This is a genomic window from Pseudomonas sp. H9 (assembly GCF_004353925.1).
GTDB lineage: Bacteria > Pseudomonadota > Gammaproteobacteria > Pseudomonadales > Pseudomonadaceae > Aquipseudomonas.
Window position 1 is genome coordinate 259,529 of sequence record NZ_SMOK01000003.1, and the last position, 26,324, is coordinate 285,852.

Here is a 26,324-nt window from a genome sequence, read left to right on the forward strand (position 1 = left end):
AGAGTGCCTATCGGCATGGTCCGCCACCTCAGCCTTTTGCTTCTGTGCCTCATACCGCTGGTTACCTGGGCAACCACTGGCGCGCCGGTACAGCTGCGTATTCAAGGCTCCAACACCATCGGCGCAGCACTGGCGCCGGCCTTGGTCAAGGGCATGCTCGAGGCACAGGGCGCCCGATCAATATCGGTCATCACCACCGACACAGCCAATGAAACCCAGGTCCGTGCCCTGAACGCCCAGGGCCAGGCCGTACGCATCGACATTGCCGCCCACGGCTCAAGCACCGGCTTTACCGCACTCAAGGCCGGTCAGGCCGATCTGGCCGCAGCCTCGCGGCCAATCAAGGCCACTGAACTGAGCGAACTGAAAGCCTTAGGTAACCTCAATAGTGCAAGCGCCGAGCAGGTCATTGCCCTGGATGGCGTTGCCGTCATCGTTCACCCCGACAATCCTTTGCCACAACTGAGCACCGAGCAACTGGCGCAGATTTTTGCCGGACGCATCACCACCTGGGAGGCCTTGGGTCTGGGTAACGGGCCGATCCACCTATACGCCCGTGATGACCGCTCGGGCACCTTCGAAACCTTCAAGGCACTGGTGCTCGATGCCAACGATCAGGCCCTGGCCATCTCCGCACGGCGTTTCGAGTCGGGCGAACAATTGGCCCAACAAGTGCTGACTGACCGCCAGGCCATTGGTTTCAGCAGCCTGGCCTCGGTGCACGGTGCCAAGGTTGTGGCCATTGCCGACGGTGATTCACGGCCCATGCTGCCGACCCCGGCATTGGTCGCCAGCGAAGATTACCCGTTGTCACGGCGTCTGTATTTTTACCTCTCACCTACCCAGGCCACACCGTGGGCAAAGGCACTGGTGGAGTTTGCCCAAAGCGCCAAGGGGCAAGCCATTGTCACGACCACGGGTTTTGTCGGACAGCAGGTGCATGCGATCAAGGTGCCAGCCGCCGATGATATGCCGCCGTCCTACCGGACCCTGGTGCGCGATGCTCAGCGCCTGTCGGTGAACTTCCGCTTTCAGGAAGGCCAGGCCAACCTGGACAGCAAAGCACTACGGGATGTGCAGCGGGTCGTCGACTTCTTGCGTCAGCACCACAAACTGGATCAAGGGGCCGTGCTGGTCGGCTTCGGCGATGCCAAACAAGATGCCGAACGCGCTGCCCTGTTCTCGCGCTTGCGCGCCATGGCCGTGCGCCGGGAATTGGCCAGACAGGGCGTCACGCTGCGCGAAGTGATCGGTTTGGGCGACGAACTACCCGTGGCCGCCAATACCGCCGAAGAAGGCCGGATCCGCAACCGACGGGTTGAAGTCTGGGTGTACTGACCGCGCCTTCCAGCGCCCTGCGCAATTATTTGTAACAGCCCCGATTGGGCGTCAGCGCTTCACGCGACTAGGCTGAAGGTGTGACGCCGGGCCCCTCTGACGGCTGCCAAGCCGCCATGTCGGAGTCACTGTTGCGCATGCAACGACGACAATCAAGGAGGGGCGCATGGCGGCTCTACAAGCATTTTTCAGCAACGACCTCATGGGTACCAGCACGTGGTTCTGGCTGGCCTTCATTACTATTGTCCTGGCTTTGCTGGTGCTGGACCTTGGCGTCTTGCACCGCAAGGCCCACGAAATCGAAATGCGCGAAAGCCTGCTGCTATACACCGGCTATTTCAGTGTCGGCGTACTGTTCGGTGGCTGGATCTGGCTTGAGCTAGGCGCGCAAAAGGCCCTGGAGTTCTACACCGGTTTTCTCGTCGAACAGTCATTGTCCATGGACAATGTCTTCGTCATGGCGATGATCTTCAGTTACTTCTCCATCCCCCGCCTCTACCAGCACCGCGTGCTGTTCTGGGGCATCCTCGGGGTGGTGGTATTGCGGGCGATCATGATTGGCGTGGGCAGCGCGCTGGTTCAGGAGTTCGCCTGGATCCTCTACGTATTTGGAGCCTTCCTGTTGATCACCGGGGTAAAAATGCTGTTTTCCCGCGAGGAAGCGCACCCGGACCTGGGTAACAACCCGGTACTCAAATTTGTGCGCCGCCATTTACGTGTCACCGATGACATCCATGGCCCGCATTTCTTCGTGCGCCTCAAAACGGCCGGGCAGCACAAAGCCTTACTGTATGCCACACCGTTGTTCCTTGCGCTGGTATTGATCGAGTTGGCTGACCTGGTGTTCGCAGTCGACAGTGTGCCGGCGATCTTCGCCATCACCCAGGACCCGTTCATCGTTTACACCTCGAACATCTTTGCGATTCTGGGCCTGCGGGCGCTGTACTTCGCGCTCGCGGCGCTGATGCACCGTTTTGTCTACCTCAAGTACGCCCTGGCGCTGGTGCTGATTTTTATCGGCGGCAAGATTTTCTATCACGGCCTGATTGGCTCGGTACCGGCCTTGCTGTCGCTGAGCGTTACCGTCGGTCTGCTCAGTGGTGGTGTGTTGCTGTCACTGTTCAAGACCCGCGAGCAGCCGCCCCACCCGGCGAACTCCAGTCAGCCCAAATGAAACCGGTAGGAGCGGGCTTGCCCCGCGATGCGATTTCGCTGACGAACCGCAATCGCGGGGCAAGCCCGACCCCACAGCAACCCCCTTCCTACCGGGAAAGATCAATGGCTGCTGCGCAGCATTTCCTTCGGCACATACTTGCCGATCTCATACTTGCCAATCGCCGCCCGGTGCACTTCATCCGGGCCATCGGCCAGGCGCAGGGTACGTTGCATGGCGTACATGTAGGCCAACGGGAAGTCACCACTGACCCCGGCGCCACCGTGGATTTGAATCGCCCGGTCAATCACCTTCAAGGCCACGTTCGGCGCTACCACCTTGATCTGGGCGATTTCGCTACGTGCCACTTTGTTGCCGACGGTGTCCATCATGTAGGCCGCCTTGAGGGTCAGCAGCCGCGCCATGTCGATTTCCATACGCGAGTCGGCAATCTTGTCGACGTTACCACCCAGGCGCGCCAACGGTCGGCCGAAGGCAGTGCGTTCCACCGAACGTTTACACATCAACTCCAGCGCACGTTCCGCCATGCCGATTGAACGCATGCAGTGGTGAATGCGCCCTGGCCCCAGCCGCCCCTGCGCGATTTCGAAGCCACGGCCCTCGCCCAGTAACACATTCTCGTAAGGCACGCGCACGTTCTCGAACAGCACTTCGGCGTGGCCATGAGGCGCGTCGTCGTAGCCGAACACCGGCAGTGGACGGACGATTTTCACCCCAGGGGTGTCGGTAGGTACCAGAATCATCGAGTGCTGCTGGTGACGTGGGCCGTCGGGGTTGGTCAAGCCCATGAAGATCATGATCTTGCAGCGCGGGTCGCAGGCGCCTGAGGTCCACCATTTACGGCCATTGATCACCCACTGGTCACCCTCGCGCACGGCACGGGCGGCCATGTTGGTAGCGTCGGAAGAGGCCACATCGGGTTCGGTCATGGCAAAGGCCGAGCGAATCTCGCCACGCAGCAGCGGCTCAAGCCACTGACGTTTCTGCGCTTCACTGCCGTAGCGCACCAGCACTTCCATGTTGCCGGTGTCCGGAGCTGAGCAGTTGAACGGCTCAGGGCCGAGCAGCGAACGGCCCATGATTTCAGCCAGCGGCGCGTACTCCAGGTTGGTCAGCCCTGCCCCCAGCTCCGACTCGGGCAAGAACAGGTTCCACAGGCCTTCAGCCTTGGCCTTGTTTTTGAGCTCTTCCATGATCGCGGTCGGCTGCCAGCGGTCACCCTCGGCAACCTGGCGCTCGAACACCGCTTCAGCGGGATAGACATAAGCATCCATGAACGCCGTGACACGTTCGCGCAACGCCTGGACCTTGGGTGAATAGGCGAAATCCATGGGCAACACCTTCAAAGGATTGGGGATCTGATGAAGAGCCTAGATCAGCGATCATAATCCACCTAGTCTATTTTCATTCTGTATAAACATTCATAACCAATATATGATCCACCCATAACACCAACAAGAGCAGCGCCCATGAATCTGAGCAAGGTCGACCTGAATCTGTTCATCGTCTTCGATGCCATCTACACCGAAGCCAACCTGACACGCGCCGGGCAGATCGTCGGCATTACCCAGCCAGCGGTGTCGAACGCTCTGGCGCGTCTGCGCGAGACCTTCAACGACCCGTTGTTCGTGCGCACCGCTCAAGGCATGGTGCCCACCCCGATGGCGCAGAACATCATCGGCCCGGTCCGCAACGCCTTGTCGCTGTTGCGTGTGTCGGTTCAGGAAAGCCGGATCTTCAACCCGCTGCAAGCCAACAAGACGTTTCGCATCAGCATGACCGACCTCACCGAAGCGGTCATCCTGCCACCGTTGTTCCAGCGCCTGCGCCGCCAGGCCCCGAACGTGGTGATTGAAAGCTTTCCCTGCAAACGTCGCGAAACCACCAAGGAACTGGCCGCCGGGCGCCTGGATTTTGCCGTGGATGCACCGCTCAACACCGACCCGCAGGTGCGTCACGTCAAGCTGATGCAGGATCGCTACGTCTGCACCATGCGCCAGGGCCATCCGCTGGCTAAAGACAAGCTCAGCCTGGACGACTACCTGGGGCTGACCCACATTCACATTTCCAGCCGCCGCAACGGCCTGGGTTATGTCGACCTGGCTCTGGGCAAGATGGGCCTGCAACGCAAGATAGCCCTGCGTTCACAGCACTATTTGATGGCGTCTCAAGTGCTGCAGCAAACCGACATGGTCATGACCGTGCCCGAGCGCTTTGCCCGACGACATCAACTCAACTACCTGAGCCTGCCGGTCAACGATGTGCCACCGCTGGAAACCCACCTGTACTGGCATGAAAGCACTGACCAGGATCCGGCCAACCGCTGGATGCGCGAGCAGATTATTGAATTGTCCCAGGCTGTGGTTGCGCAGGATGAGCAGGCACAGGCATAGCCTGCGCCACTTGACGTATACGTCAACCTGCCTTTAGGTTAGCTCATGCCCATTTCCCGAGCCTGACCATGAGCAGCCAGACCTACAGCATTTCTGACCTGTCCCGCGAGCTGGATATCACCACTCGCGCCATCCGCTTTTACGAAGAACAGGGCTTGCTGAGCCCTGAACGCCGCGGCCTTGAGCGCATTTACTCGGCGCGCGACAAGGTCAGCCTGAAGCTGATTCTGCGTGGCAAGCGCATCGGCTTCTCGCTGGCCGAGTGCCGTGAGCTGATCGAGCTCTACGACCCGTCCAGCGGCAACCTTAAACAGTTGCACAGCATGCTGGCGAAGATCACCGAGCGCCGCGCCCAACTTGAACAGCAACTGCTCGACATCCAGCAAATGCAACTGGAGCTGGACACCGCCCAGGAGCGCTGTGAACAAGCGCTGGCCGCCACCTTGAACAACCAGAAAAACAGCCATTGAGCCTTGAGGAACCGCGCCATGTCATTGCCTGAAACAGCCCGCCTGGTCGAAGTCGGCCCGCGCGACGGCCTGCAGAACGAAGCTCAGCCCATCAGCGTGGCTGACAAGGTCCAGTTGGTCGATGACCTCACCGCCGCTGGCCTGTCCTATATAGAAGTAGGCAGCTTCGTTTCGCCCAAGTGGGTGCCGCAAATGGCCGGTTCCGCCGAGGTGTTTGCCAACATCACACAAAAGGCGGGGGTCACTTATGCGGCCCTGGCACCGAACCTGCGTGGCTTCGAAGACGCCCTGGCCGCTGGCGTGAAGGAAGTGGCGGTGTTCGCTGCCGCCTCCGAGGCGTTCTCCCAGCGCAACATCAATTGCTCGATCAGCGAGAGCCTGCAGCGCTTCGTGCCGATCATGGAAGCTGCCCGTGCACACGGTGTGCGAGTACGTGGCTATGTCTCCTGCGTGCTCGGCTGCCCTTATGAAGGTGTGGTCGCGGCTGAGCAGGTGGCGCCAGTGGCGCGTGAACTGCACGACATGGGCTGCTACGAGGTATCGCTGGGCGACACCATTGGTACCGGCACCCCAGGCGCTACCCGCCGTCTGTTCGAGGTGGTGTCAGCCTATGTGCCACGCGCACAACTGGCCGGTCACTTCCACGATACCTACGGCCAGGCTCTGGCCAACGTCTATGCCAGCTTGCTTGAGGGTATCAACGTCTTCGACAGCTCGGTCGCAGGCCTGGGCGGCTGCCCGTATGCCAAAGGTGCCAGCGGTAATGTCGCCAGTGAAGACGTGCTGTACATGCTGCAAGGCCTGGGCATCGAGACCGGGATCAACCTTGAGCAGTTGATTCACGCCGGCCAGCGCATCAGCGCGGTACTGGGCCGGGCTACCGGTTCACGCGTGGCGCGCGCCCGTAGCGCAGCTTGATACTGTGGGCGGTAACAGCAGGCTGGGTGCCTGAGTGTTACCGCCCCCACGGTTTACAGAAAAAAACCGGGTAACACGGAAACAAATCGACAGAATTCCCCGCCCCCTTTTCCTGCCAAAAAAACCTAAACCATTGATTTCATTAGGTTTTAAAAAGTTGGCACGGCATCTGCTATATCTTTAGTACAAGAACAATAAAAAGTGCGACACACAATAAAAACAATACGAGACGACTCTGACATAACAAAAACAACACGGCAGAGACGCAGCTAACAGATTTTTTTGGAGAAGATGTGCTTTTCCGGGGTTCGCCCTCGCAACCTGACACAGAACAATAAAACTACCCCAAGGTAGCGCCAGTCACGGTTGGATCAGTAATGATGAGAGTAGATCAGCGCTCAAAAAAATACGTTTGCTCTTGATCCCGGATGGGGATCGCCAGAAACAAGAGGCAACGGTCGCCAAAAACAACAATAGGCCGCCCTCCAATAACAAAAAAGAGCACGCAACAATCTTTGAGGGGAGCTTCGGCTCCCCTCAGTGCTTCCCGCCCTCCTGCTTTTCATCTCCATCGTCTTTCTCGAACCGGTTTACCACCCACGGCATCACGCCCAGCACCAGCAGGGCCAACAGGGTGCTGATCACTGCGGTCGCTTCGCGGCCCATCCCCGCCGCCACACCAATGGCCGCCGTCATCCACATTCCCGCCGCCGTGGTCAGGCCTTTGACATGGTCAAGTTGCTGATGGTGGCCCTTGAGAATGGTGCCGGCGCCAAGAAAACCGATACCGGCGACAACGCCCTGCACCACCCGACTCAGTGCCGCATCGTCGACCCCGGCCATGCGCGGCACTAACACAAACAGCGCCGCGCCCATCGCCACCAGCATGTGCGTACGTACACCCGCAGCTTTGCCCTTGAGTTCCCGCTCGAATCCCAGAATGCCACCGAGCAGCGCAGCCATGAGCATGCGCACCGTCACCTGGGTCAGTTGCTTGGCATCATTGATGTCAGCGAACTCAGCCAGCAGGGTCATCCAGGCTTGATGCCACCACGCGTCCATCGCCGTGCTCCTGAAAAGGGCTATTACTCGATGGACCCTGCCACTTGGCACTCGTGCTGTATCAGCCGACGACAGGCAAACGCTGCGACTGTAGCAGGTGCGGTGGAAGGTCGCAGGCCGCTCAAAATGGCTGGGCAAAGCTCGGTAAACTGGGGCCTGCAGTGGTCTGACCGTTAATCTGATATGGTTTTTATCGAAATACCTGAGCCTGTTATGCAAACAGATCGACAGCCATAGTGCTCTGGCCTGATCGAGGCCTGATGAGCGACGAACCATGAGCGATAGAATTCCCGTCCAGATCGTTGAAGTTGCCGAGCCTTCCGCCACCAAGAAGAAGACCGCCAGCAGCGACAGACAAATCCACACCCGTAGCTTTACCGGCTTTTTTCGAAACCTGCGCCTGGGCGGTGCGGGCTTCTTGTTTCTGCTGTTTTTCGGCACCGTCTGGTTGAACTGGAACGGCCGTCAGGCCGTGCTGTGGGACCTGGCCGACAGCAAGTTCCACATCTTCGGTGCGACCTTCTGGCCCCAGGATTTCATTCTCTTGTCAGCGTTGCTGATCATCTGCGCTTTCGGCCTGTTCGCCATTACCGTGTTTGCCGGGCGGGTATGGTGCGGTTACACCTGCCCACAGAGCTCCTGGACCTGGATCTTCATGTGGTGCGAGAAGGTTACCGAAGGTGATCGCAACCAGCGTATCAAGCTCGATGCCGCGCCCTGGAGCCTGAACAAACTCGCCCGGCGCTCCGCCAAGCACACCCTGTGGCTGGCCATCAGCCTGCTCACCGGCCTGACCTTTGTTGGCTACTTCACACCGATCCGACCGCTGACTGAAGAACTCTTCACCTTGCAACTGGGTGGCATCAGCCTGTTCTGGATCCTGTTCTTCACTGGCGCGACCTACATGAATGCCGGCTGGCTGCGTGAAGCAGTGTGCATGCACATGTGCCCTTATGCCCGCTTCCAGAGCGTGATGTTCGACAAAGACACCCTGGCCATCAGCTACGACCCAGCCCGTGGCGAGTCCCGTGGCCCGCGCAAAAAAGACATCGACTACAAGGCCAAGGGCCTGGGCGACTGCATCGACTGCACCATGTGCGTCCAGGTGTGCCCGACCGGCATCGACATTCGCGATGGCCTGCAGATGGAATGCATTGGCTGCGCAGCCTGTATCGATGCCTGTGATTCGGTCATGGACAAAATGGGCTATGCCCGCGGCCTGATTGGCTACAAGTCCGAGCACAACCTGCAGGGCGGCAAGACCAACTGGCTGCGCCCACGCCTGCTGGGCTACGTCACCGTTCTGGTAGTGATGATCGGTGCGCTGGTGATCGCCTTGCAGCACCGGCCAATGGTGTCGATGGACGTGATCAAGGACCGCGGCCTGTTCCGTGAAAACAACCTGGGGCAGATCGAAAACATCTACACCCTCAAGGTCATCAACAAGACCCAACAAGCGCAACACTACCGCTTGCGCCTGGTCGACGCCGAGGGCTTCGAACTGCACGGCAAGACCGAGTTCACCCTGGCCGCCTCGGAGATGAGCGAGATACCGGTATCGGTCGCCATGCTGGCCGAGCGCCCGCAAAGCAGCTCGCAGGAGATCAGCTTCGAAATCGTCGACAGCGACCAACCCGGAATTTCCAGTGTTGCTCATAGCCGTTTTGTCGCGCCTTTGAACCGCTGATCACATACACTTTGCAGCAGTCGAAACGTCCCGAGCCATGATGAAACGCTACGAAAAATTCGCCGACGACATTGCCGAACTGATCCGCTCCGGGGTGCTGAGCCCCGGCCAGCGTGTGCCGTCGGTGCGCTACGCCAGCCAGACTCACGGGGTCAGCCCCTCCACGGTGTTCCAGGCTTACTACCTGCTGGAACGCCGCGGGCTGATCCGCGCACGGCCGCGCTCGGGTTACTTCGTCAATGCCCACGCACCACGGCAGTTCAGCGAACCGCAGATAATCGAGCAAGCGAGTGAATCCACCGAGGTTGATGTCAGCGAGCTGGTGTTCTCGATTCTTGATTCAATCAAAGACCCGCAAACCGTTGCCTTCGGCTCGGCGTTTCCCAGCCCTCACCTGTTCCCGTTGCCGCGCCTGGCCCGCTCGATGGCCAGTGCCAGCCGCGAGATGGACCCGCGCATGGTGGTGACCGACCTGTCGCCGGGCAACCCGCAACTACGTCGGCAAATTGCCCTGCGCTACATGGTCGGCGGTTTGATGCTGCCCATGGAAGAGTTGTTGATCACCAACGGCGCGCTGGAGGCACTGAACCTGTGCCTGCAGGCGGTGACCGAACCGGGTGATCTGGTGGCTATCGAGGCACCCGCCTTCTACGCCTGCCTGCAAGTGCTTGAACGTCTCAAGCTCAAAGCCGTAGAAATACCCGTGCACCCGCGCGAAGGCATCGACCTGGGCGTGCTGGCACAGACCTTGGCCAAGCACCCGGTCAAGGCTGTCTGGTGCATGACCAATTTCCAGAACCCGGTGGGCGCAAGCATGCCGGAGGAGAAGAAACAACAACTGGTGGCACTGCTACGAGAGCATCAGGTGCCGCTGATCGAAGACGATGTGTACGCCGAGCTGTACTACGCCCAACAGGCACCAAAACCGGCGAAAGCCTTCGACACCGATGGCCTGGTGATGCACTGCGGCTCGTTCTCCAAAAGCCTGGCGCCGGGTTACCGAGTGGGCTGGGTAGCTGCCGGTCGCTACGCGCAGAAAATCGAACGGCTGAAGCTGATGACCTCGCTGTGCGCCTCGATGCCGGCTCAGGCGGCGATTGCCGATTACTTGCAACATGGCGGCTACGATCGCCACCTGCGCAGGCTGCGCTATGCCCTAGAAGAGCAACAGAGCGCCATGCTCGCCGCCATTGCCCGGCACTTTCCTGCTCAGACCCGGGTCAGCCACCCGTCGGGCGGGTACTTCCTGTGGCTGGAGCTGCCAGAGCAAATGGACTCGCTCAAACTGTTCCAGATGGCGCTGGCACAGGGCATCAGCATTGCCCCTGGGCCGATTTTTTCGCCGACCCAGCGCTTTCGCAATTGCATCCGCCTGAACTACGGCAGCCCCTGGACCGAACAATCGGAAAAGGCCATGGAGACCCTGGGCAGGATCGTGCGCTCGTTCTGAGTGCGCGTCAGCCGCCTAGCGTCCGCCGCCCAAGTCAATGAAACTGCCGGTGGAATACGAAGCCTTATCGGACAACAACCAGATAATCGCTTCGGCCACCTCCTCGGCCTGCCCGCCACGGCCCATGGGAATCCCTGGCTCCAGCTTGCTGACACGCTCAGGGTCGCCGCTCAGGGCATGAAAGTCGGTGAAGATGTAACCGGGGCGTACGGCATTGACGCGGATGCCATCGTTAGCGACTTCCTTGGCCAAACCCACAGTGAAGGTGTCCAGCGCCCCCTTGGAGGCCGCATAGTCGACATACTCATTGGGTGAACCCAGGCGGGCGGCTACCGAGGACACGTTGACGATGCTGCCGCCCTGCCCACCCTGGCGCGTCGACATCCGTTGCACGGCATGCTTGCTACACAGCATCGGCCCGACCACGTTGGTTTTCATCAGCTTGAGCAAGCGAAACTCGGACATGTGCTCCAGCTGACTTTTCTGGCCAATGGTCCCGGCGTTATTGACCAATGCGGTCACCGGCCCAAGCTCGGCATCGACTCGCTGAAACAAGTGAATGATCTCATCTTCGACGCTGACATCGGCCTTGACGGTAATAGCCTCGGCACCCAGTTCGCGCACCTCGGCCAGCACGCGCTGGGCGGCCTCGTCGTCGCTCAGGTAGTTAATGCAGATGCGGTACCCTTCGCGGGCCGCCAAGCGCGCGGTCGCAGCGCCAATACCACGGCTGGCGCCAGTGATCACGATGACTTTGTCCATGGATACTCCTTGCCCCCAATAGCGTTTGCGTCTCAAGGCTAACCCACAGCGGGCCGGGCGTGAAGTTGCTTGAGGCGTCAGGCAGCTTCATCGTGCTTTAGGCGTGATGCTCAACTTGCGTATGCGCGTTTTGGCAGACTCTGCAATGTAGGTACTGATCGCCTCGCGATACTGCGCGTAGGTGTCTCGCTCAAAACGATACAACCCACCAACGACATGCACGACCATGTCGCGCCGGGTTTCTGTCCAGAAGTCGAAATCGCGCACGTCTACCGACAAACCGATGTTAACGGCAAACACCACCAGCAGAATGTCGCCTGCCTGGTTCTTTTCGCAGGGCACGGCAACGAACTCGGAGAAGGCTCCACCGTTCTCGCCCTTGCTGAAGAAACGCCCGGCGTAGCCGCTTTCCCTGACTCTACCGATAGCATGCTCCACCATTTCTGCCAGTTCAGTGTCACCGACTTGCCCTACCACGGTGGCGGCAATTCCTTGCAACTCATCGGCCGAATGAATCACCCGTGGTGGCTCGGTGATCAAGCTCAACAACTTACAGCCGTGCTTTTCCAAGCGGTTCCGGTAGCGGTCCATCCAGCTTTTCCAGTGGATCCTGGAGTCAAGGAGATTGCTGGCAAACAGGCGCGCCTGTAGCAGCAGGCTCATCGCATCCTGACGCTCTTCGGCCGTCAGTGCCGGTGCAAAGGTGATGATGGTATTTTCAGCCAGGTAGGTTTTCAGCGGCGCACTAAAGTCCATCGGGTCCTCTCTTTCGTACCTCGTGAGTGTGCCGACAGATTGGATTTTTCCACGCCGACAACGCAGCGGGATCAGTTTCCGACTGACCTGACAAATCTGTAATCTGCATCTCAGTTTGCTGACAGTCGCCATTGGCTACTGTCCTGCCATCCTTGTGAATGGACTGGCAACGACATGCTTGCAAACCCCTCCCGCCGTACCTTTGTCAAAGGCTTCGCCGCTGGAAGTGCCCTGGCCGGGCTCGGCCTCTGGCGCCTGCCTGCGTTCGCCGCGCCGCTGCCGTTGGAAAACGCACTCAGCGGTCGCGACTTCGACCTGTTCATTGGCCAGACACCGGTCAACATCACCGGACGTGCGCGCACGGCAATGACCATCAACAACAGCTTGCCAGGCCCGGTACTGCGCTGGCGCGAGGGCGATACCGTGACCTTGCGCGTGCGTAACCGTCTGGAGGAGTCGACCTCGATTCACTGGCACGGCATTATCCTGCCGGCCAACATGGACGGTGTACCGGGTCTGAGCTTTGCCGGAATCGAGCCGGGTGGCGACTACCTCTATCAATTCACCCTGCAACAGAGTGGCACCTACTGGTACCACAGCCACTCCGGGCTGCAGGAGCAAGCCGGGGTGTACGGGGCGATTGTCATCGAACCGAAAGAACCCGAGCCCCATCGTTACCAACGCGACTATGTGCTGCTGCTCAGCGATTGGAGTGACCAGTCACCCCAAGCGCTGATGGCCACCCTGAAAAAGCAGTCCGACGCCTTTAACTACCACAAGCGCACTGTCGGCGATTTCATCGATGACGTGGCTGAGCATGGCTGGTCGAAGACCGTCGCCGAACGCAAGAGCTGGGCCGAGATGCGCATGAGCCCGACCGACCTCGCCGACATCAGTGCCGCCACCTATACCTACCTGCTCAACGGTCAGCCACCAGATGGCAATTTCACCTGCCTGTTCCAGCCGGGTGAAACCGTACGCCTGCGCTTGATCAACGGCTCAGCCATGAGCTATTTCGACTTCCGCATCCCTGGCCTGAAATTGACCGTCATCGCCGCCGACGGCATGCCGGTGCAGCCGGTCACTGTCGATGAACTGCGCATTGCCGTGGCCGAAACCTACGACGTGCTGGTGCAGGTGGGCGACCTTGCGGCCTATACCTTGTATGCCCAGAGCATGGACCGCACCGGCTACGCCCGCGGCACCCTGGCCCGCAGCCCGGGCCTCAGCGCCCCGGTGCCGGAACCCGACCCGCGGCCGATTCTGACCATGGCCGACATGGGCCACGGTGGTATGGATGCCATGGCGGGCATGGACCATAGCCAGATGGGTGGCATGGCGGGTATGGATCACGGCCAGATGGGCAGTATGGATCATGGCGCCATGAGCGGCATGCAGACCCACCCGGCCAGTGAAACCGGCAATCCGCTGGTCGACATGCAGACCATGAGCCCCAAACCCAATCTTTCCGACCCTGGCCTCGGCTTGCGTAACAACGGTCGCCGGGTGCTGACCTACGCCGACTTGAAAAGCACCTTTGTCGACCCGGACGGCCGCGAGCCGTCGCGCGATATCGAGCTGCACCTGACCGGCCACATGGAGCGTTTCGCCTGGTCGTTCAACGGCATCAAGTTCTCCGATGCCGAGCCGTTGCGCCTGCGCTATGGCGAGCGCGTGCGTATCACCCTGGTCAACGACACGATGATGGCCCACCCGATTCACCTGCATGGTTTGTGGAGCGACCTGGAAGACGAACACGGGCGTTTTCTGGTGCGCAAACACACCCTGGATATTCCGCCGGGCAGTCGCCGTAGCTACCGGGTAACTGCCGACGCGCTGGGGCGCTGGGCCTACCACTGCCACCTGCTTTACCACATGGAGATGGGCATGTTCCGCGAGGTACGCGTCGATGAATGAAGTATTCAACCGTCCGCTGCTGGGTAGCCTGGCACTGTTGGCGTTGCTGGCCAGCGAAGAGATCCGGGCCCAGGAAATGGATCACGGCGCGATGAATCATGGCAGCATGAATCATGGCGCCATGAACCACGGCAGCATGAACTCCGGAGCCATGGACCACAGCAAAATGAACCACGGCACCCAGCCCATGCCGCCGATGGATCATTCCAGCATGGACCACGGCAGCATGGGCCACACGCAAGCGCTCGACACCCCTCGCACACCGTTGCGGCCAATCACCGATGCAGATCGCCGCGCAGCCTTCCCCCCCCTGCCCGGCCATCAAGTGCATGATCGGCAGGTCAACTGGGCGGTGATCGTCGAGCAACTGGAATACCAGAACTTCGACAGCAGCGGCGCCCTGAACTGGAACGCCAATGCCTGGATCGGCGGCGACATCGACCGCCTGTGGCTGCGCACCGAAGGTGAGCGCGAACAAGGGGAAACGCACAAAGCCGAATTGCAGGCGCTTTGGGGCCATGCCATCAGCCCATGGTGGGAAGTGGTCGGCGGCCTGCGTCAGGACTTCAAACCAGCCAGCGGCCAGACCTGGGCGGCCTTCGGCATTCAAGGGACACCCCTGTACGGCCTGGAACTGGAAGCCACCGCCTATGTGGGAGAGCGGCAACAGACCGCGCTGCGCCTGGAGAGCAGTTACGCTATGCTGCTGACCAACCGCTGGATTCTCGAGCCGTCCCTTGAAGCCAACTTCTATGGCCGTAACGATGCCAGCCGCGATCAGGGCAGCGGCCTTGCCGACAGTGAGATCGGCGTGCGCCTGCGCTATGAGATCACCCGCGGTTTTGCCCCGTACGTGGGCGTCAGTTTCAACCGGAGCTACGGCAATGCGGCCGAACAGATCCGTGATGACGATGGCGATATCGGCCAGACCCGTGTGGTCGCCGGTGTGCGCCTGCGTTTCTAGTCTTGGAGAACCACCATGTTGAGTAAAAAAATCGTCGCTTTCGGCTTGCTGGCCCTGAGCACCTTGGCCCAGGCCGGGCAAACCATTGATGTGTATCGCGACCCCAACTGTGGCTGCTGCAAGGAGTGGATCAACCACTTGCAGGCCAACGGCTTTACCGTCAACGACCATGTCGAGCCGAACATGAGCGCGGTCAAACAACGCCTGGGCGTGGCGCCACGCCTGGCTTCGTGCCACACCGGCGTGATCGACGGCAAGTTCGTCGAAGGCCATGTACCGGCTGAACAGGTCAAGTTGCTGGCCAAGCGCTCCGACTTGCGTGGTGTGGCCGTACCGGGTATGCCAATGGGCTCACCGGGCATGGAAATGGGCGACCACAAAGATGCCTACCAAGTGATCGGCCTGACTAAAGACGGCCGTGACGAAGTGGTCGCCAACTACTGATCAGCGCTGAATGTTGAGTGAATGGGCGCTGTTTTTCAGCGCCTTTGGCGCGGCGACCCTGTTGCCGCTGCAATCAGAGGCCGTCCTGGTGGGTTTGCTGCTGCGCGACCCGCAGGCGGTCTTCACTCTTGTGCTGATCGCGACCCTGGGTAACGTGCTGGGCTCGATCGTCAATTGGCTGCTGGGCCGTGGCATTGAACACTTGCGCGACCGCCGCTGGTTTCCCTTTTCAGCAGCGCAACTGGACAAAGCCCAGCAGCGCTATCAGCGCTATGGCCAATGGTCATTGCTGCTGAGCTGGATGCCGGTGATTGGCGACCCACTGACGTTGATCGCCGGCATCATGCGCGAGCCCTTCTGGCGCTTTGTGTTGCTGGTGACCCTGGCCAAGGCTGGCCGCTACGCAGTGCTGGCGATGCTCACCCTGGGCTGGCTGAGCCGTTAGCGCCCCCAGATCTGCGCTTCGGTCCAGCCCAGTTCGGCAAAGTCCTGGGCGCGCAAGTGGGCTTCCTCCTCGCAATAGAATTCGTCCAGTTGCGGCGGTCGCACCGAGCTGTCGCTGAGCATCGCGTGCACCTGCCCACGGTGATGGATCTGGTGCTCGAACAGGTGCGACAGCAGGCGCAAACGCTGCTCGCGCTGAACCCAATCAGGGCGCACGATACTGACATAACGTTGCAACTGCTCGTCGCGCAGTTGGCTGCAGTAAGCAATCAAACGATGGTCGGCCTGGGCCTGTTCTTCGCGCAGCGCCTCACAACTGGAAAACGGCTCTTGCGGCTCGAAAAAGCGCTCGCTGTCTGGCTCCGGTGCTTCGCCGCGCTGTTCTGACTCCAGCGCGTTAAGGTAATACCAGTCAACCGTCAGGATGTGATTGAGCGTGGCCTTGATCGAGCCAAAAAAGCTGCAACGTGGCGCTACAAACTCATCCTGGCTCAGTTGCAGGCAGGCCTTGTACAGCCTGTGGTTGGCCCAGCCGTTCTGGTAGGCCTGGGTCAGCAGGTAGTGCGATAGCGGCTGCATGATCGACTCCTTCAACCGAAGCGTTGCAGTTGCATCTCCCGCAAGCGGCTCAAGGTTCGCCGGAACGGGAACGCTAGATACCCTTGAGTGTAGAGTGCATCCAGCGCCACCTCCGCTTCCAGATAGAGGGCGATCCGACGGTCGTAACATTCATCGACCAGGGCGATGAAACGTCGCACGCCATCATCGTGTACCGACAGTTGTGGCAACTCCCGGTCACCGGCCAACACCTGGCTGGCAGCATCTTCGGTGCCACGGGCGATCTTCGCCGGACGCTGGCTGGCACCCAAGGCTGGCACCTCGCCCAGCAAGATGGCACTGAAACTGTCACACAAGGCCATGAAATCCATGGCTGCGAAGGGCTGCTCGCACAGATCGGCATAGCGGCACCAGATCACCGATTCGCTACGCCGCACCACCGACAACCGCCGCGAACCAATGGCCAACGGCTGATCCGAGGCGGGCTGGCCGTTGCTCATCTGGTGGAACACGTCGCCCAATACCGCAGGCTGGCCCGGCTCACGGACCCAGTAACGCTGGCGCTCAGCCCCCGGATGCAGGCGGTGATCCTGCTCCCCTGCCACCGACAACACCTGCATGTGCTGCTCGATGGCAGCAATTGCGGGCATAAAGCGCTCGCGGTTGAAGCCGTCACTGTACAACTGGCCGGGTGGCTGATTGGAGGTGGCGACAATCACCACCCCGGCATCGAACAGCACCTGGAACAAGCGGCCGAGAATAATCGCATCACCGATGTCGTTGACGAACAGCTCATCGAAACACAGCACGCGGATTTCATCGGCCAGGGAAACGGCCAGCGCATGCAGAGGATCGGCGGTGCCATTGAGCTGGAACAGACGCTGATGCACCCAGCGCATGAAATGGTGAAAATGCTGGCGTCGTGCGGGGATTTGCAAGCAACGGTAGAACTGGTCCATCAGCCAGGTTTTACCGCGCCCGACCGGGCCCCAGAGGTAGACGCCTTGCGGAACTTCTCCGCGCTGCAGGGCATTGAAGCAGGCTTCCAACGCGTTGGCGGCCTGCAACTGCGCCGGGTCACTGACAAAGCCATCACGTTCGAGGGCTTGCTGGTACAGCCGCAAAGGTGACGGCTCGGTAAAGCAGGACATGGACAGCGCCTGTTGCAAAAGAACGCCATTCTGGCGATGAAGCGCCTCACGGCGCAAGCAAAGGCTCAGTAGGAGCGGGCTCGCCCCGCGATTGCGATCTGACAATTACATCGCCTCGCGGGGCAAGCCCGCTCCTACTGAGGGTCCAGGCCCACTTTGAACAGGGCGCCGTCTTCGTCATCGGTCAATAAATAGAGGTAACCGTCCGGCCCGACCCGTACGTCGCGAATGCGTGCGTTGAGTTCACCCAGCAGGCGCTCTTCATGCACCACTTTGTCACCGTCCAGTTGCAGGCGAATCAGCTCCTGGCTCGCCAGCGCACCGATGAACAGGCTGTGGTCCCACGCCTTGAAGCGCGGGTTGTCGTAGAAGGCCATGCCGCTGATCGCCGGCGACTTTTCCCAGACATGGTGCGGGTCGACCATGCCCTCGACATGCTCGCCCTTGGCTTCAGGAATCGGCAGCAGCGAATAGTTGATGCCATGGGTCGCAAGCGGCCAGCCGTAGTTCTTGCCGGGTTTTGGCAGGTTGATTTCATCACCACCACGGGGGCCGTGTTCGTTGGTCCATAACTCACCCGTCCAGGGGTTGAGCGCCGCACCTTGCTGGTTTCGGTGGCCGAACGACCAGATTTCCGGTCGGACATTGGCCTGGCCGACAAACGGGTTGTCTTTCGGTACGCTGCCATCCGGCAGAATGCGCACGACCTTGCCTTGCAGCTTGTCCAGGTCCTGGGCTGTGGGGCGCTGGTTGTTTTCGCCCAAGGCAATGAACAGATACCCCTCACGGTCAAACACCAGCCGCGAACCAAAGTGAAGGCCATCCGAGAGCTTGGGCTGCTGACGGAAGATCACGGTGAAGTCTTCCAGCTTGGCCCTATCGGTCGACAATCGCCCACGGCCCACAGCGGTACCGCCTTTACCGTCCTCACCACGCTCGGCATAGCTTAGGTAGATCATACGGTCCTGCTTGAAATCCGGTGACAGCACCACATCGAGCAACCCGCCCTGGCTTTGTGCCCAGACTTCAGGCACGCCGCCCAGCGGCGCACCGACCTTGCCCTCGCGGCTTACGATACGCAAGTTGCCGACACGTTCACTGACCAGTATGCCCGCACCGTCGGGTAGGAAGGCCAACGCCCACGGGTGCTTCAAGCCTTCTGCCAGGGTACTGACTGAAAGGCTGCCCTCCTCGCTCTTGAAGTGCTGCTCAGGCGCGGCATGGGCCAAAAGCGGCAGCAACGTTGCGGTCAACAGCGTGGGGATCCAAGTGCGTAATGACATCAGCGTTTCCTTTCAGGGAGGGCCTGCCAGTCAAGGCGTACGGGTCGACTCGCGTGGCGGTCGGATGGGGTCAAGGCGCGGGCTCGTCTGTTCGCGGCGCATGTTTTCGCCATTGCCGATACCGCGGTTTTCGACGGTGGGTTGGCGCACGATGGGTTGGGTCGAAGGGCCGCGTACCGGGGGTGTAGCCTGCACGCTGCCTTGGCGGCTGTTGGGATTGGCGCGCATGATCGGGCTGTTGTACGGATTATTCGGCGAAGCAGCCAGTTGCACGGGTGCTGCACTTTGCGCCGCTGCCAAAGGCATGCTGACCAGCAGGCTCAGCATAAGGCCTGCCAGGCTCAACCGGGATCTGTTCACGGTACACCTCCTGCGCGATACGACGCGCCCAAGCATGTGGATAGCCTAAGGCGCGTCGGGTTCGTCAGGAAACCGCAAAATCCTCTACAGGTAATTCATTTTGTTACCAGCTCAGTCGACCTTATGCCGTGCGGCATATAAGCAGAGCATTTCCATGGCCAGGGTCGAACCCGCCAAAGCGGTGATATCAGCATGGTCATAGGCCGGGGCGACTTCCACCAGGTCCATACCCACCAGGTTGATACCGCGCAGGCCGCCGATGATCTCCAGTGCTTGCACCGTGGTCAGCCCGCCGCACACCGGGGTGCCGGTGCCTGGCGCGTAGGCCGGGTCGAGGCAATCAATATCGAAAGTCAGGTACACCGGGTGATCGCCCACCCGCTGACGAATCGCCTCGATGATTGACTGACAACCGCGCTGGTGCACCTGACGCGCATCCAGCACAGCAAAGCCCTGAGTGTCATCGTTAGTGGTGCGCAAGCCGATCTGCACCGAACGCGAAGGGTCTACCAGCCCCTCGCGCGCGGCGTGCCAGAACATGGTGCCGTGATCGACGCGCCCTGCCCCTTCTTCACAAGGCCAGGTATCGCTGTGGGCGTCGAAGTGAATCAACGACAGCGGACCATGCTTACGGGCGTGTGCCTTGAGCAGTGGATAACTGATGAAGTGATCGCCGCCCAGGGTCAGCATGGCGCAGCCGGCTTCAAGAATCTGCTCGGCATGGGCCTGGATACTGTCGGGGATGGTCTGCGGGCTGCCGTAATCGAAGTTGCAGTCGCCGTAGTCGATCACCGCAAGGTGATCGAATGGGTCGAACTCCCACGGCCAATGACGGGCCCAGGCTTGCTGTACCGACGCTGCACGAATGGCCCGAGGGCCGAAGCGTGCACCGGGGCGGTTGCTGGTGGCAGTGTCGAACGGCACACCGCTGACCACCACATCGACACCACGCAAGTCGCGGGTGTAACGACGGCGGGAGAAACTGGTGATCCCGGCGAAAGTGTTTTCAGCGACGGTGCCATACAAGCTGTCACGGGTGATTGCCTGATCGTTGTCGGGGGCGAGGTCCATCATCGGGCTCCTGCTTTTTTAGAGGTTATTGGCGGCTACGGAAGGTGGTCCACAAGCGGGTACGCTGGCGCATGTCAGCCAGGGCCATACTGCGGTCGGCAAACAAGCGGGCGCGCACGGCTTCGGCCGGGTAAATGTCGGGATCGTTGCGCACGGCTTCGTCCACCAGCGGCGTGGCAGCGAGGTTGGCGTTGGCAAAGAACAAGGTGTTGGTCAGCGGCGCGACCGAATCAGGGCGCAGCATGAAGGCGATGAAGGCGCGTGCGGCCTCCGGGTGCGGCGCATCTTTGGGGATTACCAGGTTGTCTTGCCAGATCAGCGTCCCTTCGCGGGGAATCCGGTAGATCACCTGGTACGGTTTGCCGGCCTGGCGGGCCTGCTCGGCGGCCATGCCGGCATCGCCGTTGTAGGTCAGCGCCAGGCATACGCTGCCATTGGCCAGGTCATTGATCTGCCGGCCGTTGGCGACGTAGCTGATCGACGGCTGCAGTTGCTTGAGTAATGCCTGTGCTGCGGCCAGGTCATCTTTGTTGCGGCTGTAGGGATCCTTGCCCAGGTAATGCAAGGCCAAACCAATCACTTCCTGAGGCGAGTCGGACATGGCAATGCCACAGTCTTTGAGCTTGCTGGCATATTCGGGCTTGAACAGCAGGTCGAGGCTGTCGAGTGGCACATCGCCGAGCCGCTGGCGCACTGCCTCAAGGTTCATGCCCAGGCCCAAGGTGCCCCAGGTGTAGGGCACGGCGTACTGGTTACCTGGGTCAACCTCGGCCAGTTTGGCCAGCAGGTCTTTGTCCAGGTTGCTGTAGCCCGGCATCGACTGTGCCTGCACCGGCTGCAGGGCACCGGCGGTCAACGCCCGGGCCAGCAAGCTGGACGACGGCACCACCACGTCATAGCCGCTACCACCGGTCAACAGTTTGGTTTCCAGCACTTCGGTGGTGTCGAAGGTGTCGTAACGCACCTTGTAGCCGGTTTCTTTTTCGAAGCGCTGCAAGGTCTCTGGCGCCACGTAATCGGCCCAGCTGTAGAGATTGAGTACCTGCTCCTCGGCCTGTACCGGCATGGCCAGGACCAAGGGGAGCAACCACAGGGATGTACGCATGTCGGGCACCTTTTTCAGTGGATGCCGCCAGCATGCGCGCCGGGTTACATTAGTAAAATGACAAGTTACTTAAGCTGACATTCGCCAGGAGCAATGTTTGATGCTCGGACAACTGCACGACCTTGACCTGCACTTGCTACGGCTGTTCGTCACCGTGGTCGAAGCCGGTGGCTTCAGCGCTGCCCAAGGCGTACTGGGCCTGAGCCAGCCCAGCATCAGCCAGCAGATGGCACGCCTGGAGACCCGCCTGGGCTATCGCCTGTGCAGCCGAGGCAAAGGCGGCTTTGGCCTGACCGCCAAAGGTGAGGTATTGCTCAAGGCAACCCGGGAGTTGTTCGTGCAGATCGATGCCTTCCGCCACCAGGCCAACGGCGTGGCCGGGCGCTTGCTCGGCGAAGTGCGGGTGGGCATTTCCGAAGCCCAGGACAGCAGCGTGACCCTGCGCCTGGCCCAGGCGATCGAGCGCTTTCGCCAGCGCGACGAGTCAGTGCGCCTGGAACTGGTCAGCGCCATGCCGGCTGACCTTGAACGCTTGTTGTTGCAGCAGCGCCTGGACCTGGCCATCGGCTACTTTTCTGGCAAACAGGCGGCGTTCGACTACATCCCTTTGTTCGAAGAAACCCAACGCCTGTACTGCGCCAGCCAGCATCCGTTCGCCAGCCTGACGGAGCTGAGCCTGGAAGTGCTGCATGAGGCCGATCACGTCGAGCACCCTTACAGTTTTCTGAAGACTCCTGAACCACTCAGTGGCGGCCGGGCTTCAGCGCGCTCTGAGCAAGTCGAGGGGGCCCTGGCCTTCATTCTGTCGGGGCGTCACATCGGCTACCTGCCCTGTCACTACGCCGCACCTTGGGTCGAGCGTGGGCTGTTGCACGGTTTGGACTCAGCGCTGAACTTTCAGGTGCCGTTCGCCCTGGCCCGACATCGGGCCCAGCTCCCCGGCGATGCCCAACAGGCCTTTAGCGCCGACCTGTTGAGCGCCTTCAGCTGACTCAGTAGGCCAGCGACCAGGTCAGGGTGTAGGTACGGCCACGGCCTTGATAATCGTACAGGTAGGCAGGGCCGTAGGTCGGCGAGTAAAACAGCGTCGCACGCTGGCCCCAGACTGTGCTGTATTGCTTGTCCAGCAGGTTCTGAATACCGGCGCTGAAGGTTCCGAAGCCGGTGTTCTGGCTGCCAAGCAGGTCGAAGGTGGTATAGCCGTTGATCTTGTGGTCGGCATCATCTTCAAGGGTGAAGGCGTGGTTGGCTTGCAGGCGTGCACTGCGCCCCTCCTCCTTCCAGCCAACAAAAGCGGTGGACTTGGACAGCGAGGCATAACGCGCATCGCGCTTGATCCAATCACCGTTTTTGTCCTCTTCTTCAGAGCGCACCAGGTGCAGAGTGCCACCGGCTTCCCAGCCACTTTCGAAGTGTCGGGTCAGTGCACCTTCGAAGCCGAAGTCGCGGCTCTTCTGATCCTCGACGTTGATGGTCAAGGTTGCCATGTCGGTGGTAATGATCTTGTCCGACCAGATGTAATACACCGCAGCCTGAGCATCCCAGTCGAGGTCGGCATAACGCCAGCCCATTTCCACCTGACGACTCTTGATCCCGGCCAGCGGGTTGTCTTCGACGCTCAGACCGGGCTTGCCGTAAAACTTGGCCGGATCGGGCAAGTCGAAGCCTTCGCCGTAGTTACTCCAGACCTGGTGGCCGTTCTTGAAATCATAGATTGCGCCGAAGTTGAACAGGTTGACCTGATAGTCGTTGCTGCCACCCGGCACGTTCTTGAAATCACTGACGTCGACGTCCATTTGCTGGCGACGGGCGCCGCCGGAGAAGGTCAAATTGTCGGTGGCGTGCCAGTCGAGCTGGGCGTAGTACGACAAGCCATCGACGCGATAACTGGGATAGCGCGGGGCTTTGCTGGCTTTGTCCAGATCCAGACCACCACTTTCAGACGACGTCAGCGCATCGAAGGTGGTCTGCTCGGCGTTGAAGCGTTCGCGGTCCAGGTCCACGCCGTAAGTTAGTTTCAGCGTGTCCCACTGTTTGGCGAACAACGCTTTGAGGCTGCTGACCTCGAAGTTCTGCTGCGACGCGGCGAAATACACGCCCTTGACCCCTGCCGGCTTGCCGGGATTGTAGTAGGGGAACGGGTAGAAGTTGTCGTCTTCTTTGCGGTACGACGCCTGCAGGTAGAAATCCTGACCGAGCACATCGCTGTGGTGGTAATTGGCGTTGAGCAACAGGCGTTTGGTGCGCGGTTCCAGGTCGGTGGAGTAACCGCTGCGCAGCTCGGCATCTTCCAGGTTCGACGGCGCGTTGTAGTTCAGGTTGGGAAAGTAAATTCCGGTGCTGCCGTGGTTGCCGGAGTCGTAATACTGGGCCAGCAGGTCGAGGCTTTGTTGCTCGTTGAAGGTCAGGCCGAGGCTGCCCAACACATCGATGGTGCGGTTGTACTGCAGATCGGTCTGGGTGTTGTCGATGAAGATCTGGTCACCGGCACCATCGTAGAACGCTTCATTCTGTTCAGCGGAAATCCCCAGGCGGGCGTTGATTCGCTCATTGCCTGCGCTGACCGACTGGGCAATACGCGTGGAGAGGTCGTCACTGTTGTTGAAGCCGCTGCTGGCACCTACCTGAGTTTCAAAGCGTGTCGGCCCCGCTTCACCCTTTTTGGTGACGATGTTGATAATGCCGCCGGTGGCGCCACCGCCGTACAGGGCGCTGGCCCCGGAGAGCACTTCAACGCGCTGGACGTTGAACGGCGAAATGCTGTCGAACTGGCGCGAGAGGCCACGGGAGCTGTTCTGGCTGACGCCGTCGATCATCACCAGCACGTTACGACCGCGCATGTTCTGGCCGTAGTTGGTGCGCCCTTCCGGTGCCAGGTCCAGGCCCGGTACCAGCTTGCCAATGGCTTCCTTGAGGCTGACGCCACTGCTGATCTGCTCATTGAGCTGCTGCTGATCCACCACCCAGACGGTCCCGGGGATTTCGCTGATCGAGGTGCTGGTGCGCGATGCCACACTGACTTCGATCGGTTTGAGGCTGACGCTTGCGGGTACGGCCTGTGCCTTGCGCAGAATAATCGTACGCGAATCGCTGAACTGCCAGCTCATGCCGCTGCCGGCCAACAACTGCTGCAACGCCTGGGCGATGCTGTATTGCCCTTCCAGTGCCGGGCTGTGCAGGCCGGCAACATCGGCGGTGGTGAACAGCAAATGCAGACCGGCCTGGTCGGCGAAAGCAGTCAGGGCCATATCGAGGTCCTGGGCCGGTAACGACAGGTTCACTTCGCGGTCTTGCTGAGTGCTGGCGTGTGCTGTGTTCATGGCGTCGGCGGCGTGTACCCAGACCGGGCCGAGCAGTGCGGCGACAGCAGTCGAGGCCAGCAGCGCCTGTTTGAAACCGCCGGTGGAGCGGGCGATTGGCTTGAGCGTACCCTTCACAATGTTCTTCCAGACAAAGGTGTAAATGAGAATGGATTGCTGATCAGTCTCACTACGACGATTGGGCGAAGAAGAACTTGCAGTACGAAATTGAAATTTTTTTGTTTTTTTCGCGGGGCAAGCCCGCTCCCACAGATACGGCGGGAGCGGGCTTGCCCCGCGAAGGCTTACCTCAGTACACCACCGCCAACCAAGGCAAATAGGTAACCTTCAGCGCATAACGCTGCTCAAGCGTATGCAACAGCCCTTGCGGGTCATTCAGGTCGAATACACCGCTAACCTGCAGCGCACCCAACTGCTGGTCGGACAACACAATACGCCCATGCTGGTAACGTTCCAGCTCGGACAATACCTCGCGCAACGGCTTGCCATTGAAGATCAACTTGCCGCGCTGCCAGGCCATCTGCGCATTAGCATCGGCGGAAGCCTGCAACGTGCGCTGGCCGACCTGCGCTTCTCCCTGGGCAATCACCACACTGTTCTGGCTGCCGTGGCGACGCACACTGAATACCGCGTCATTGCCCTGCACGGTTTCATCACCCGCTTCGACGATAAAAGGTCGCGGATCACTGGCAGGTTCGAACAGTGCTTCACCGGCCTTGAGCTTCACGCGGCGCTGAGCATCGCTGAAGTCGACCGACAAGGCACTGCCACTGTTGAGCAGGACATGTGAGCCGTCGGCCAGGGTGATGCGCTGCTGCTGGCCAACGCCGGTGTGGTAATCAGCCAATATGGCCGGGGCCTGCTGCCAGCTACCGTACCCCACCAGCGCCAGCACCAGCGAAGCTGCTAAGGCTCTGCCCCAACGTGGTCGGCGTGGTACCGCGACTGTCAGTTGGGCTGCTGCCTGGGTCTGGCCAAGGTCGCCCCACAAGGCTTCTGCCTCGTGGGCCGCAGCGGCGTGTGCCGCGCTCAACTGCCGCCAGCGTTGATAACGCGCACGGTCGGCGTCGCTGGCGGTGCCGGAATGCAGCAGCACCTGCCAGTCGAGGGCATCATCGGACAAATCGCTGATCGGCTGCGGAGCAGGCATGGCAAGGGCGTCAATCATGGTTGTGTTTGAGCCAGTCACGGCAATGACGCAGGGCCTGGCCGATGTATTTTGCCACCATGCTCTCGGAAACGCCCAACTGTTGTGCAATCTGCGCTTGGGTCAGGCCCTCGACACGGTTAAGCAACAGCGCCTGACGAGCGTTGGGAGACAGCTGCAGCAACGCCTCATCCAACTGCGCCAGCCGCTCGCGGGCCAACAAGGCAGCCTCCGGCACAGGTGCCGGGCACACCACCTCACCAGCTGTGGCCGTGTAATCGAGGTTACCAGCCATGCGCTGCTCGCGGCGCAAGGTATCAATAGCCAGGTTGCCGGCCACGCGGAAAATGAAGCTGCGTGCGTGCAGCACTGACAAGTCCTGCTGCTCGATCTTCACCAACTTGAGGTAGGTTTCCTGCGCCACGTCGGCAGCACGCTGACGGTCGCTCATGCGCCGGGTCAGAAACTGCAGCAGGTCATCGTAATGTTCCTGGAAACTGGCCAGCAGCCCGGACACGGGAGGCGTCAACATGAAGAAACTCGAACAGCC

24 protein-coding genes and 1 pseudogene are annotated in these 26,324 nt (G+C 60.5%); 12 read left to right on the forward strand and 13 right to left on the reverse strand.

Annotated features, from left to right (window positions below):
• Positions 1-15: 15 nt before the first annotated feature.
• Positions 16-1,338: a substrate-binding domain-containing protein gene (locus tag E1573_RS02080; RefSeq protein ID WP_133210151.1), complete on the forward strand. Its 1,323-nt coding sequence runs from the start codon at positions 16-18 to the stop codon at positions 1,336-1,338.
• Positions 1,339-1,504: 166 nt separating this feature from the next.
• Positions 1,505-2,512, forward strand: coding sequence for a TerC family protein (locus E1573_RS02085; protein ID WP_133210153.1), 1,008 nt, complete (start codon positions 1,505-1,507; stop codon positions 2,510-2,512).
• A gap of 101 nt (positions 2,513-2,613) precedes the next feature.
• Here E1573_RS02085 and E1573_RS02090 read toward each other — a convergent pair whose 3' ends face one another.
• Positions 2,614-3,843 carry an acyl-CoA dehydrogenase gene (locus tag E1573_RS02090; protein WP_133210155.1) on the reverse strand — a complete coding sequence of 410 codons (1,230 nt, stop codon included), beginning with the start codon at positions 3,841-3,843 and terminating at the stop codon, positions 2,614-2,616.
• Between the two features lie 138 nt (positions 3,844-3,981).
• On the opposite strand from E1573_RS02090, the gene E1573_RS02095 reads away from it, so the two are divergent.
• From E1573_RS02095 to E1573_RS02105, 3 genes are all read left to right on the forward strand, one after another.
• Positions 3,982-4,905: a LysR family transcriptional regulator gene (locus E1573_RS02095; protein ID WP_133210157.1), complete on the forward strand. Its 924-nt coding sequence runs from the start codon at positions 3,982-3,984 to the stop codon at positions 4,903-4,905.
• 68 nt (positions 4,906-4,973) lie between these two features.
• The gene (locus E1573_RS02100) at positions 4,974-5,375 is read left to right on the forward strand and encodes a MerR family DNA-binding transcriptional regulator (protein WP_133210159.1); all 402 of its coding nucleotides are present in this window, start codon (positions 4,974-4,976) and stop codon (positions 5,373-5,375) included.
• A gap of 18 nt (positions 5,376-5,393) precedes the next feature.
• Positions 5,394-6,293, forward strand: coding sequence for a hydroxymethylglutaryl-CoA lyase (locus E1573_RS02105; protein ID WP_133210161.1), 900 nt, complete (start codon positions 5,394-5,396; stop codon positions 6,291-6,293).
• Positions 6,294-6,830: 537 nt separating this feature from the next.
• Here E1573_RS02105 and E1573_RS02110 read toward each other — a convergent pair.
• Entirely contained in the window at positions 6,831-7,355 is a 525-nt protein-coding gene (locus E1573_RS02110; protein ID WP_133210163.1) for an MgtC/SapB family protein, read from the reverse strand.
• Positions 7,356-7,629: 274 nt separating this feature from the next.
• On the opposite strand from E1573_RS02110, the gene ccoG reads away from it, so the two are divergent.
• On the forward strand, positions 7,630-9,042 hold the full coding sequence (gene ccoG, locus E1573_RS02115; RefSeq protein WP_133210165.1) for a cytochrome c oxidase accessory protein CcoG: 1,413 nt from the start codon (positions 7,630-7,632) through the stop codon (positions 9,040-9,042).
• A 40-nt stretch (positions 9,043-9,082) separates the two neighbouring features.
• Entirely contained in the window at positions 9,083-10,492 is a 1,410-nt protein-coding gene (mapR, locus tag E1573_RS02120; protein WP_133210167.1) for a GntR family transcriptional regulator MpaR, read from the forward strand.
• A 15-nt stretch (positions 10,493-10,507) separates the two neighbouring features.
• On the opposite strand, the gene E1573_RS02125 is transcribed toward mapR, so the two are convergent.
• A complete protein-coding gene (locus E1573_RS02125) occupies positions 10,508-11,254 on the reverse strand; it encodes an SDR family oxidoreductase (protein ID WP_133210169.1) in 747 nt (248 codons plus the stop codon).
• A gap of 87 nt (positions 11,255-11,341) precedes the next feature.
• A complete protein-coding gene (locus E1573_RS02130; RefSeq protein WP_133210171.1) occupies positions 11,342-12,010 on the reverse strand; it encodes a hypothetical protein in 669 nt (222 codons plus the stop codon).
• Positions 12,011-12,184: 174 nt separating this feature from the next.
• Here E1573_RS02130 and E1573_RS02135 point away from each other — a divergent pair, with 174 nt between their 5' ends.
• The 4 genes from E1573_RS02135 to E1573_RS02150 are packed head-to-tail and all read left to right on the forward strand — an operon-like array spanning position 12,185 to position 15,780.
• Positions 12,185-13,927 carry a copper resistance system multicopper oxidase gene (locus E1573_RS02135; RefSeq protein WP_133210172.1) on the forward strand — a complete coding sequence of 581 codons (1,743 nt, stop codon included), beginning with the start codon at positions 12,185-12,187 and terminating at the stop codon, positions 13,925-13,927.
• Complete coding sequence (locus E1573_RS02140) at positions 13,920-14,891, forward strand: copper resistance protein B (RefSeq protein ID WP_133210174.1); 972 nt, start codon at positions 13,920-13,922, stop codon at positions 14,889-14,891. Before E1573_RS02135 ends, E1573_RS02140 begins: the two co-directional genes overlap by 8 nt.
• 15 nt (positions 14,892-14,906) lie before the next feature.
• Complete coding sequence (locus E1573_RS02145) at positions 14,907-15,335, forward strand: DUF411 domain-containing protein (protein WP_133210176.1); 429 nt, start codon at positions 14,907-14,909, stop codon at positions 15,333-15,335.
• 10 nt (positions 15,336-15,345) lie between these two features.
• Positions 15,346-15,780 (forward strand): YqaA family protein, encoded by a 435-nt coding sequence (locus tag E1573_RS02150; protein WP_133210178.1) that lies wholly within the window; start codon positions 15,346-15,348, stop codon positions 15,778-15,780.
• Here the strand turns inward: E1573_RS02150 and E1573_RS02155 are convergent.
• The 6 genes from E1573_RS02155 to E1573_RS02180 all read right to left on the reverse strand — a co-directional run bounded on the left by E1573_RS02155 (position 15,777) and on the right by E1573_RS02180 (position 21,307).
• Positions 15,777-16,358, reverse strand: a complete 582-nt coding sequence (locus E1573_RS02155) for a DinB family protein (RefSeq protein WP_133210180.1) — start codon at positions 16,356-16,358, stop codon at positions 15,777-15,779. The two genes, E1573_RS02150 and E1573_RS02155, sit on opposite strands and share 4 nt — an antisense overlap.
• Before the next feature lie 11 nt (positions 16,359-16,369).
• Entirely contained in the window at positions 16,370-17,488 is a 1,119-nt protein-coding gene (zapE, locus tag E1573_RS02160; protein ID WP_133210182.1) for a cell division protein ZapE, read from the reverse strand.
• A gap of 134 nt (positions 17,489-17,622) precedes the next feature.
• Positions 17,623-18,771, reverse strand: a complete 1,149-nt coding sequence (locus E1573_RS02165; protein ID WP_133210184.1) for a PQQ-dependent sugar dehydrogenase — start codon at positions 18,769-18,771, stop codon at positions 17,623-17,625.
• 30 nt (positions 18,772-18,801) lie between these two features.
• Positions 18,802-19,098, reverse strand: coding sequence for a hypothetical protein (locus E1573_RS02170; protein WP_256659463.1), 297 nt, complete (start codon positions 19,096-19,098; stop codon positions 18,802-18,804).
• Between the two features lie 144 nt (positions 19,099-19,242).
• Positions 19,243-20,202, reverse strand: coding sequence for an agmatinase (speB, locus tag E1573_RS02175; RefSeq protein WP_133210188.1), 960 nt, complete (start codon positions 20,200-20,202; stop codon positions 19,243-19,245).
• Positions 20,203-20,227: 25 nt separating this feature from the next.
• On the reverse strand, positions 20,228-21,307 hold the full coding sequence (locus E1573_RS02180) for a polyamine ABC transporter substrate-binding protein (protein WP_133210190.1): 1,080 nt from the start codon (positions 21,305-21,307) through the stop codon (positions 20,228-20,230).
• A gap of 100 nt (positions 21,308-21,407) precedes the next feature.
• On the opposite strand from E1573_RS02180, the gene E1573_RS02185 reads away from it, so the two are divergent.
• Complete coding sequence (locus E1573_RS02185) at positions 21,408-22,298, forward strand: LysR family transcriptional regulator (protein WP_133210192.1); 891 nt, start codon at positions 21,408-21,410, stop codon at positions 22,296-22,298.
• Between the two features lies 1 nt (position 22,299).
• On the opposite strand, the gene E1573_RS02190 is transcribed toward E1573_RS02185, so the two are convergent.
• From E1573_RS02190 to E1573_RS02200, 3 genes and pseudogenes are all read right to left on the reverse strand, one after another.
• On the reverse strand, positions 22,300-24,627 hold the full coding sequence (locus E1573_RS02190; protein ID WP_371925121.1) for a TonB-dependent siderophore receptor: 2,328 nt from the start codon (positions 24,625-24,627) through the stop codon (positions 22,300-22,302).
• Between the two features lie 289 nt (positions 24,628-24,916).
• A complete protein-coding gene (locus E1573_RS02195) occupies positions 24,917-25,795 on the reverse strand; it encodes a FecR domain-containing protein (protein ID WP_256659462.1) in 879 nt (292 codons plus the stop codon).
• Positions 25,796-26,306 (reverse strand): annotated as a pseudogene (locus tag E1573_RS02200) (RNA polymerase sigma factor); the annotation flags it as partial.
• Positions 26,307-26,324 lie beyond the last annotated feature (18 nt).

What these genes read in the sequence shown, in the direction of transcription:
- E1573_RS02080 (WP_133210151.1), top strand. Translation starts at nt 16, where the DNA reads ATGGTCCGCCACCTCAGCCTTTTGCTTCTGTGCCTCATACCGCTGGTT.
- E1573_RS02085 (WP_133210153.1), top strand. Translation starts at nt 1,505, where the DNA reads ATGGCGGCTCTACAAGCATTTTTCAGCAACGACCTCATGGGTACCAGC.
- E1573_RS02090 (WP_133210155.1), bottom strand. Translation starts at nt 3,843, where the DNA reads ATGGATTTCGCCTATTCACCCAAGGTCCAGGCGTTGCGCGAACGTGTC.
- E1573_RS02095 (WP_133210157.1), top strand. Translation starts at nt 3,982, where the DNA reads ATGAATCTGAGCAAGGTCGACCTGAATCTGTTCATCGTCTTCGATGCC.
- E1573_RS02100 (WP_133210159.1), top strand. Translation starts at nt 4,974, where the DNA reads ATGAGCAGCCAGACCTACAGCATTTCTGACCTGTCCCGCGAGCTGGAT.
- E1573_RS02105 (WP_133210161.1), top strand. Translation starts at nt 5,394, where the DNA reads ATGTCATTGCCTGAAACAGCCCGCCTGGTCGAAGTCGGCCCGCGCGAC.
- E1573_RS02110 (WP_133210163.1), bottom strand. Translation starts at nt 7,355, where the DNA reads ATGGACGCGTGGTGGCATCAAGCCTGGATGACCCTGCTGGCTGAGTTC.
- ccoG (WP_133210165.1), top strand. Translation starts at nt 7,630, where the DNA reads ATGAGCGATAGAATTCCCGTCCAGATCGTTGAAGTTGCCGAGCCTTCC.
- mapR (WP_133210167.1), top strand. Translation starts at nt 9,083, where the DNA reads ATGAAACGCTACGAAAAATTCGCCGACGACATTGCCGAACTGATCCGC.
- E1573_RS02125 (WP_133210169.1), bottom strand. Translation starts at nt 11,254, where the DNA reads ATGGACAAAGTCATCGTGATCACTGGCGCCAGCCGTGGTATTGGCGCT.
- E1573_RS02130 (WP_133210171.1), bottom strand. Translation starts at nt 12,010, where the DNA reads ATGGACTTTAGTGCGCCGCTGAAAACCTACCTGGCTGAAAATACCATC.
- E1573_RS02135 (WP_133210172.1), top strand. Translation starts at nt 12,185, where the DNA reads ATGCTTGCAAACCCCTCCCGCCGTACCTTTGTCAAAGGCTTCGCCGCT.
- E1573_RS02140 (WP_133210174.1), top strand. Translation starts at nt 13,920, where the DNA reads ATGAATGAAGTATTCAACCGTCCGCTGCTGGGTAGCCTGGCACTGTTG.
- E1573_RS02145 (WP_133210176.1), top strand. Translation starts at nt 14,907, where the DNA reads ATGTTGAGTAAAAAAATCGTCGCTTTCGGCTTGCTGGCCCTGAGCACC.
- E1573_RS02150 (WP_133210178.1), top strand. Translation starts at nt 15,346, where the DNA reads ATGTTGAGTGAATGGGCGCTGTTTTTCAGCGCCTTTGGCGCGGCGACC.
- E1573_RS02155 (WP_133210180.1), bottom strand. Translation starts at nt 16,358, where the DNA reads ATGCAGCCGCTATCGCACTACCTGCTGACCCAGGCCTACCAGAACGGC.
- zapE (WP_133210182.1), bottom strand. Translation starts at nt 17,488, where the DNA reads ATGTCCTGCTTTACCGAGCCGTCACCTTTGCGGCTGTACCAGCAAGCC.
- E1573_RS02165 (WP_133210184.1), bottom strand. Translation starts at nt 18,771, where the DNA reads ATGTCATTACGCACTTGGATCCCCACGCTGTTGACCGCAACGTTGCTG.
- E1573_RS02170 (WP_256659463.1), bottom strand. Translation starts at nt 19,098, where the DNA reads ATGCTGAGCCTGCTGGTCAGCATGCCTTTGGCAGCGGCGCAAAGTGCA.
- speB (WP_133210188.1), bottom strand. Translation starts at nt 20,202, where the DNA reads ATGGACCTCGCCCCCGACAACGATCAGGCAATCACCCGTGACAGCTTG.
- E1573_RS02180 (WP_133210190.1), bottom strand. Translation starts at nt 21,307, where the DNA reads ATGCGTACATCCCTGTGGTTGCTCCCCTTGGTCCTGGCCATGCCGGTA.
- E1573_RS02185 (WP_133210192.1), top strand. Translation starts at nt 21,408, where the DNA reads ATGCTCGGACAACTGCACGACCTTGACCTGCACTTGCTACGGCTGTTC.
- E1573_RS02190 (WP_371925121.1), bottom strand. Translation starts at nt 24,627, where the DNA reads ATGAACACAGCACACGCCAGCACTCAGCAAGACCGCGAAGTGAACCTG.
- E1573_RS02195 (WP_256659462.1), bottom strand. Translation starts at nt 25,795, where the DNA reads ATGATTGACGCCCTTGCCATGCCTGCTCCGCAGCCGATCAGCGATTTG.